The following is an 8,133-nucleotide window of genomic DNA, read 5'->3' as shown; positions in this document are numbered from 1 at the left end:
GCCATTGCCGCCTCGGCCACCGATGGCACTGTTGTCGCTGAAGAAGCATCCAAGCGTTCCTGGTTCTACTGTGAGCGTGCCGTTCAAGTTGTAGATGCCGCCGCCAAATCCGCCCGCACCACCGCCGCCACCGCCGCCGCCAGGCATGAGGCCATCGGCTCCAGCGACGCCGTTGCTTTGGTTGTTGGCAATGTTGACGCCGCGAAGCGTAAGGTTGCCGTTGTTGCGGATGGCGCCGCCAAAGTCGGTGGTCACCACACCAGAGGTAATGGTTAGGTTTTCAATCACAACGTCCGAATCGAACACATCGAACACGCGGTCGTTGGTTTTGCCGTCAAGGATGGTTTCGCCATGGCCACAGCCAATGATAGTCACATCGCCCATGACGTCGAGGTCGCCAGTAGCATTGGTGTCTTGGTTTGCACCCAGTGTGGTGAGTTCGAAATGGCCCATTGCAATACCGAAAAGGATTCGGTCTTCGTCGGTTCCGGCCATGCAGCCATCTACGGCTTCATTGGTGTTGGCCGCTTGAATGGCTTCGCGCAGTGAGCAAAACCCATCGTCGTTAAAACCATCTTCTTCCACGGTAACCAGAATGCCGTCTGAATCAACAGTAATGGTTACAGTCGCTGGTTCAGATTCCACCAACCCATCGGTGGCGCTGTAGGTAAAGGAGTCTGTTTGGTGAAGTGGAATATTTGGTGTGTAGCTAAATGAACCGTCTTCGTTGAGAATCACCGTACCGTGCTCAGGCTCATCTACAATTGCCACTGTTAGTATATCGCCATCTTCGTCTGAGTCGTTAGACAAAACACCGTCGTCAAAGAAGGTGGTGACGGCGCATCCACCCACAGTTGTGTAGGTGTCGTCGATGAGAGTGGGGATGCTGTTCACGGCTTCCACATTGATGGTTACGGTGGCTTCTTCAGAGTTCAATTCACCATCGTTGGCTACAAAGGTGAAGCTGTCAGTTACGGTGATGTCCTGATTGGGCACATAGATAACGTTTGGCGGTGTGCCTTCCAGCGTGCCGTGGACGGGGGCCGCCACGATTTCAAAGGTAAGTGGGTCATCTTCTACATCGCTTGCTGTGAGCACGATGTCTTCGGTGGTATTGCCAAGCATATCCACGGCTTGGTCGTCCGCTACGGGAGCATCGTTTACGGGAAGCACCGTGAGGTCGAAGGTGAGTGTGGTTGTCTGGCCGGCGGAGTCGGCTACGGTGATGGTGACCGGCGTCTCTCCGAAAAGGTTGAGCCCCGGTGTAATGACGAGAGTGTAGTTATTATCCTCTTGCTCAAGTGCCAGTCCGTCCTCAGGAACCAGTGCCGTATCTTCCGCGGAGATCGTCATATCCAGTTCGCGAAACGTCATTTCTTCATCTGTGACGGTAAACGCGATGGGCGCGGTAGGAACATCCTCGTCAGTAATCACGCCGCCAACGTCAGAAATCATAGGTGGAGCGTCGATGACTCCCATCAATTTTTCTTCAGCGCAGGCGGTTGAGAACAGAATAAAGCAGATTGGCAGCAATCTCTTGAGCTTAGGCATGGGCAATTTCCTCGGCTTTGGGGTCAGTTTTCATTGGTATAACCAATAGCTGTAACGAAGGTTTAACACGTCGCGGCAAAACGACAACGGTGAAACCTGAGTTTAAATAAACCACAAGGTAGATTGATTGGTCTTGATGGGTGAGGTGTAAGTGCTTGGTTTACCTTCGATAATTTGCAAGAATTGTCAATGCAGGGTGAAGTATAAGATCTGAGCTGGTTTTGGAACGTTATGATTTTGAAGAGCACGCAAATTATCGCGATGGTCGCGGGGCTACTTATCTTCTGTGTTCATGCAGAGGCTTCGCAGGAGTCCGTTGGCAAAATCTGTAAGCTAAAAAAATCGGTGAATGTGCGGGGCACAGCACGGGGCACGGGTGAGAAAATTCGTATCGAAAAGGGTGCATCATTTGAAATTGTGAGATTTCACGTTCAAGGCAAACGATTTTTATTTGAAGGCTCAACCGGCAAAGGTTGGATTCATCAGCAACGTATTCCTAGAATTTGTAAATTGAGCACACCGCAACCACCTAAACCTGAACCAACACCAACACCTGATCTTACGCCTGAAATTGAGACACAGCCCGAGCCGAGTGTCGAGGCGCCCTCAACGCCGCTAATGCCAACGCCGCCCAAGGAAGAAGAGCCTCAGGCCGCAGCCGTCGCTGCTCCAGCCCCTAAAGCTTCAGCTATGGCAGAACCCGGTAAAGCCGAGTCCCCATCCGAACCGGCTCAACCAGCCATGGAGTCTCAAGTTGAACAACCTGCGCCTCAACCGACTCAAGTAGAAGACGACTCGGCTGAGGCAAAACCCGTGGTTCCGCTACCGGAAGTGATTGTGGCTGAGCCAGCTTGGATTGAGTCCGCTGATAAATTTAAGCTTGCGGTGATGGATGTTGAGGTCACTGCACCTGAGCTTGATCCCTTGATTGGGGAATCGATGTCGTCTGTACTTGCAGCGGAGCTTGCGGCCAGAAGCCGCGGTAGATTCGACGTTATCTCTCGAGGCGATATGCGAATGATGGTTGGGCAAGTGGTGGAAGCTCAACAGCTTGGTTGCACCGATCCCTCTTGCCTGATGGACCTTGGAAAGCTTTCATCCGCCGAGAAAATGGTCACTGCACGCATCGCCAAAATTGGAGAAGACTTGGTCTTCACGCTGGAGCTGGTGGACCTCGTCAATGGCATCGTCATAGCGCGGCAAGCGGCATCCTGGAAGGGCGACCCGCGGGGTTTGGTGGAGCTGTGCCGACCTTATCTAGCGCGGCTTATCGAGGGCAGTGGCGCCGACCAATACATGGGTCAGCTTCAAGTCCTGGCCAATCAGGATGAAGCTGTTGTGCACCTAGATAACATTGAAGTTGGCGCGACCCCGGTTGAACTCTATCCTAAGATCCCGATTGGGCGGCACCGCGTCCAGGTTAAAAAGCCGGGCTTTTTGCTCTTCAATCAGGATGTGGTGATAAACCACCGGGAAACAACCTTGCTTCAAGTGGAGCTTGTGGATGAAGACAGCCTCAAGCCTTGGTACAAGAAATGGTGGGTCTGGACTGGTGCAGCAGCGCTGGTAGGAGGCTCGGTCGCCACTGCGATTTTACTACAGAATCGTGAAACCAGCGTAACTTTTGGTTCTGAGTAGTCTAGCCTCGTTTGCTTCATTCCTGGTTCGATTGTCCGTTATCAGCTAATCTTTAGTTAAGATCTCATCCTACTCATTCTGTATTTGAGTAAGTGCTATCTGGAGGTGTCTCATGGCGCGTGCCTGTGTAGTTTTGGCTGAAGGCTTTGAGGAAATTGAAGCGGTCACGGTAATCGACGTTCTACGCCGTGCAGACGTTTATGTTGAACTGGTAGCCGCCAGTGCTCAGCATGTTCAAGGTGCTCACGGCCTTGATTTTTTTGCATCTATGGGTGTGGAAGAGGCTCTGGAAAACCAGTGGGATGCAGTGATTTGCCCCGGTGGATTACCAGGCAGTCACAACCTTCGAGATACACCCTTGGCTCTTCAACTGCTACGTACCCAGAAGGCACGAGGCGGTATTGTAGCCGCTATCTGTGCGGCGCCCATTGTACTGGCTGAGGCCAAAGTGTTGGCAGGTGTTCGGGTGACTTGTTACCCAGGCTTCGAGGACCAGCTCGGTAAAGTAAACTACTGCGAAGACGATGTGGTGGATGATAACGATGTGATTACCAGCCGGGGAGTGGGGACTGCTTTGAAGTTCGCTCTCAAGTTGGTGGAGCGAATTTGTAGCCCTGAGAAGGCAAAAGAGCTGGCTGAGCAGATGCTGGTGCCCGTTTAGTACCGTCGGTCGAACTCTCCCAATCAAAGATTTCATGACGCAGTGCGTGCTCTAAATACGTGCTTTTGGGGCGTTTTTTAATCAAAAGCAAGCGCCATGCGGGTTGCAGCGCAAGGGCCTCGTGACTAAGTAACCTAGCCACCGAGCGGTACTGATATAGGATATCATCAGGCAAAGGAGCTCGGCCAAAGGATGGTCGCAATGGCGTCAGCACTAACGATGGAACCAGTCAAACACACCCAAGAAGAGTTACGAGATTTATATCGCCGTATTCTCTTTCCGCGAATGATTGAAGAGAAGATGCTCAATCTTCTTCGGCAAGGTCAGCTCTCAAAATGGTTCTCAGGCATCGGGCAAGAAGCCATCGCCGTTGGTGTTACGGCTACGCTTCGTGAGGATGATTACATTCTCCCTATGCACCGCAACCTAGGCGTCTTTACGGGCCGAAATCTCGATTTGGTACAGTTGATATGCCAGCTGATGGGGCGCGGTGAAGGCTTCAGTAAAGGCCGCGAGCGTAGTTTTCATTTTGGGACACTTGACCACCACATCGTGGGTATGATCAGTCACTTGGGTGCGATGCTACCCGTGGCGGATGGCTTAGCTCTGGCTCAGCAACTCAGAGGTACCGAGCGGATAGCGGTAGCGTTTACCGGCGACGGTGCAACCAGCGAGGGTGATTTTCACGAAGCTCTTAATTTAGCAGCTGTTTGGAAGTTACCAGTCGTCTTTGTCATCGAAAACAATCAATACGGACTCTCCACACCGAGTACGGAACAATACGCTTGTAAAGATTTAGCGGATAGAGCCATCGGTTATGGGATGCCGGGCGAAGTCGTCGACGGCAACGATATTATGGCTGTCATGAAAGCGATGGACCAAGCTGCGGCTCGAGCCCGCAGTGGAGAGGGTCCGACACTGCTAGAATGCAAAACATTTCGCATGCGCGGCCACGAAGAGGCATCTGGTACCGCTTATGTTCCCGATGAGTTGATGGCGGAATGGGCCAAGCGGGATCCGATTGCTCGCCTTGAGAAACAAATCATTGAAGAAGGCGCGATGGACCAAGACGCTATGTCGATGGTGCGTACCGAGTTCAAGGCTCAAATTCAGGAAGCAGTGGATGAGGCGATGGCGTATCCGCATCCCATGCGCAGCGCAGAAGATGAGCTGGCTGACGTTTTTGCTCCTTGTTCGGATGAAGTGGTCGAAGCTTCTACTGACACTGAAGAGATGCGCTACGTTGATGCTCTAAGCGACGCCTTAACTATTGCGATGGAGCGAGACGATAATGTTGTCCTGATGGGGCAAGACATCGCTGAGTATGGCGGCGTCTTTAAGATTACCGATGGTTTTGTTGAACGTTACGGTCGCGGCCGAGTACGCAATACACCGATTATTGAATCGGGTGTACTTGGGGCTGCCATGGGTCTTGGTTTTGAAGGTTTTAAGCCTGTGGTGGAAATGCAGTTCAGTGATTTTATCACCTGCGGATTTAACCAGATTGTGAACAACCTTGCGAAGAATCACTACCGATGGGGAGCCAATGTTCCGGTGGTCGTTCGTGCACCGATTGGCGGCGGAATGGGAGCGGGTCCTTATCATTCGCAGTGCCCTGAGAGTTGGTTTACATCGATTGCTGGTCTCAAGATTGTGGCGCCGGCAACCGTTGAGGATGCCAAGGGTCTTTTACTGGCGGCCATCGATGACCCGAATCCTGTTATCTTCTTCGAGCATAAGCAGCTTTATCGAAGTATCAAGGGCGATGTGCCAAAAGGCTTTTACAAGGAGCCTCTGGGCCAAGCTCGCGTGGTTCGCGAAGGTACAGATCTCACCATTGTTGCGTGGAGTGCCATGGTCCACGAAGCTTTACGTGCGGCTGAGAGCTTCGCTGAAAAGGGTGTATCTATTGAGGTCATTGATTTACGAACCTTGATTCCTTGGGACGTGGAGACAGTACTTGAGTCGGTCGAGAAGACGAGCCGAGTGCTGGTTTTACAGGAAGCCTCCACAACTGGCGGTTTTGGCGGCGAAGTGGCGGCGCGCATTGCTCAAGATGGTTTTGACTTTCTGGATGCGCCGGTGACACGTTTGGGATCACTGGATACGCCAGTTCCATTCGCGAAGGGTCTTGAGAAGCAATATATGCCAGCAGGACGACTAGAGAGTGCTTTAGAGGACCTTCTAGACTACTAAAGGTCGATATCATCCAGCAGGGCGCTGGCTTCATAAGCATAAAATCGAACTCCAGCCGCATCTTCTCCGGTGTCGATGTGCATCGCCTCGTTCTTAAGAACTTCTCCTAGAATCATACCCAGCAGGTACTCTAGAGCTTCTCTATCTTCAGATATCAAGCGTTTAAACTTGATGCCCATGGCGTAGCGACCATCACCTTTAGGTGCAGAGTGTACAATCAGACCCTCGATACGCAGGGGAAGTTCTTTTTTTCCAAGCGGGAGGACGGCAGACAGCTTCACTGGTGTGTTGGCTTGAAAAGAGTCTTTGCATGCCACTTGAATACCACCTGCACTGATATTGATAGCCTCTGCACGGTGCGACCATTGGGCAACTTGTAAAGTGACAGGAAGGTTCAACTCTAGGCGAGGGTATTTGCGCCGATTATCTTTTTGAGACTGGGATTGGGCGGCAGCTTCGGCACTGAGAATCTCATAAGCCTTAACGGGCTCCTCGTAGTCGTGGAGCCGGACTTGTTTGACCAATCGGCAGGAGATTTCGTCATGGATAATGGAATAAGTGTGCCCGGCAAGAATGGTATTTCCTGGGTGCGCGATGGCGGCAAGTAGCTCGGCCTGAGCTAAGGGCTCTCCCACATGGGATACTCCTGAGTATTGAGCATGCTTAAAATTTTGAAGCTTTGCATGCCCTGAGGCGATACCAATCCGGAGTTTTACCGGGCGTTTGCCGCAAGCCACACGTTCTTCAGTGAGGGTACGAATATCTGAGTGAAGCTTGGAAGCACACAATACCGATTTAAGTGCATGGTCCTCAGCCGCTGAAAACACCGCAATCATACGGCAGTTGGAAACCGATTCGAGTACACCGTTATAGCTGGCGAGTGTATCAATGATGGTTGGTAGCAGAGTATCGATAACCTCGGCCACTTCGGCGTGTGGCAACATAAATAGGTCGCTCCCAGTATAGAGCAAATCTATGTTCATGATGCTTAATTCAGCTTCTGGGTCTTCATCACTCATAATTTATCCTCACCGCCAACTGGCTTACGATTTGAGTTCAGGCTCACCCGCGTCGTTTTGAACTAAGCCACATGCTCGGGCCACTCCATCTCTATAAAATTTCCAGAGTGCAGAGGCCTGCTCCATGGCGGCGATTACATCCAGGTATTTAGACTCGTCGATGTAGTCGAGGACAATGTTCCAGGCCGAGGAGCGGTGCTCACCTTCGACGATACGATGTGCTTTGGTGAGAGCGAGATTCTCTTCGCTGAGTCCGTAATGCTTCACGAGCGGGTGGTCGCTTAGGGAAGGCTCTGGGCGTTTGGGAGCATTTTCATCCAGCTCACCACGCTCATACGGCGTGCCTTCGATAAAGATGGTTGTGATAGCGGTGGCAATTTCCCAGCCATGTTGGGTGGTGGTTTGATCCAGGAAGGCCCGGTAGGCGAGAGATTCAGGCAGAAGCTTGATGTGGTCGAACCGGCTCATGTCGCATCCCAGGCCCGAGGGGTAGAGCAGAAAAAGTTCCGGGTGAGGGCGGCCTGCTGCCAGCCCGCCGGTCTCTTCTTCATAAAGGTTCTCAACCAGCTCTTTTCGAACTTCCGGTATACGGCATTGAACAAACGCGCGGGCAATCATGGTCGGGAAATCTCTTACATAAACTTCGAACTCCTGTTCCAGGTGGATGTGCATCGCTTCCTTTGGAACCATACCTGAGGTGAACCCGGGCCAGGCCCAATGATTCTTGGTTTCCATAATTTTGAGAAGAGATTCCTGGTATCGAGCTTTTGTCATGCGTCATTTACCCCATTGGTTCCGATACCTAAAACATATCAGATTCAGGAGGTGGGTCCACGCATGCTCGATTGGCTATCGCTTTTTGGCGGTACCCCAGAGTCCAGCGTTGCAGATATGTTGCTGCTGAGGTGGAGCAAGATTGAGTGGCCACCCATCGGCGGTGCAGCCTTTCACTGGAGTATTGGGGCCTTCACAGACTGGGATGTCGTAGAGTACTTCGGCGCGGATTCGGCCAAGAACCCGGGTGAGACTTTGGTCAATTTTGATCTGGTCGGGTTGCATACACTTGCG

General features: G+C 52.0%; 7 protein-coding genes. 4 read left to right on the top strand and 3 right to left on the bottom strand.

From position 1 onward, the window contains the following. Positions 1-1,551: tandem-95 repeat protein (locus HOK28_08265; protein ID MBT6433069.1), on the bottom strand; the 1,551-nt coding region annotated here is incomplete at its 3' end. 231 nt (positions 1,552-1,782) lie between these two features. On the opposite strand from HOK28_08265, the gene HOK28_08260 reads away from it, so the two are divergent. From HOK28_08260 to HOK28_08250, 3 genes are all read left to right on the top strand, one after another. Beyond that, positions 1,783-3,189: a PEGA domain-containing protein gene (locus HOK28_08260; protein ID MBT6433068.1), complete on the top strand. Its 1,407-nt coding sequence runs from the start codon at positions 1,783-1,785 to the stop codon at positions 3,187-3,189. A gap of 112 nt (positions 3,190-3,301) precedes the next feature. Next, positions 3,302-3,850, top strand: a complete 549-nt coding sequence (locus HOK28_08255; protein MBT6433067.1) for a DJ-1/PfpI family protein — start codon at positions 3,302-3,304, stop codon at positions 3,848-3,850. 219 nt (positions 3,851-4,069) lie between these two features. Beyond that, positions 4,070-6,046, top strand: coding sequence for a dehydrogenase (locus HOK28_08250; protein MBT6433066.1), 1,977 nt, complete (start codon positions 4,070-4,072; stop codon positions 6,044-6,046). Here the strand turns inward: HOK28_08250 and HOK28_08245 are convergent. Further along, a complete protein-coding gene (locus tag HOK28_08245; protein ID MBT6433065.1) occupies positions 6,043-7,065 on the bottom strand; it encodes a hypothetical protein in 1,023 nt (340 codons plus the stop codon). The genes HOK28_08250 and HOK28_08245 overlap by 4 nt on opposite strands. A 24-nt stretch (positions 7,066-7,089) precedes the next feature. Beyond that, positions 7,090-7,839 (bottom strand): hypothetical protein, encoded by a 750-nt coding sequence (locus tag HOK28_08240; GenBank protein MBT6433064.1) that lies wholly within the window; start codon positions 7,837-7,839, stop codon positions 7,090-7,092. A 63-nt stretch (positions 7,840-7,902) separates the two neighbouring features. On the opposite strand from HOK28_08240, the gene HOK28_08235 reads away from it, so the two are divergent. After that, positions 7,903-8,133 (top strand): hypothetical protein (locus HOK28_08235; protein ID MBT6433063.1); only part of this gene is annotated, 231 nt, incomplete at its 3' end.

Source organism: Deltaproteobacteria bacterium, from assembly GCA_018668695.1.
Taxonomy (GTDB): Bacteria; Myxococcota; XYA12-FULL-58-9; order XYA12-FULL-58-9; family JABJBS01; genus JABJBS01.
This window is presented reverse-complemented; position numbering and strand designations above follow the sequence as displayed.

Bases quoted from the DNA above. Each gene is read 5' to 3' on its own strand.
- HOK28_08250 (MBT6433066.1), top strand. From the start codon at position 4,070: ATGGAACCAGTCAAACACACCCAAGAAGAGTTACGAGATTTATATCGC.
- HOK28_08240 (MBT6433064.1), bottom strand. From the start codon at position 7,839: ATGACAAAAGCTCGATACCAGGAATCTCTTCTCAAAATTATGGAAACC.
- HOK28_08260 (MBT6433068.1), top strand. From the start codon at position 1,783: ATGATTTTGAAGAGCACGCAAATTATCGCGATGGTCGCGGGGCTACTT.
- HOK28_08245 (MBT6433065.1), bottom strand. From the start codon at position 7,065: ATGAGTGATGAAGACCCAGAAGCTGAATTAAGCATCATGAACATAGAT.
- HOK28_08255 (MBT6433067.1), top strand. From the start codon at position 3,302: ATGGCGCGTGCCTGTGTAGTTTTGGCTGAAGGCTTTGAGGAAATTGAA.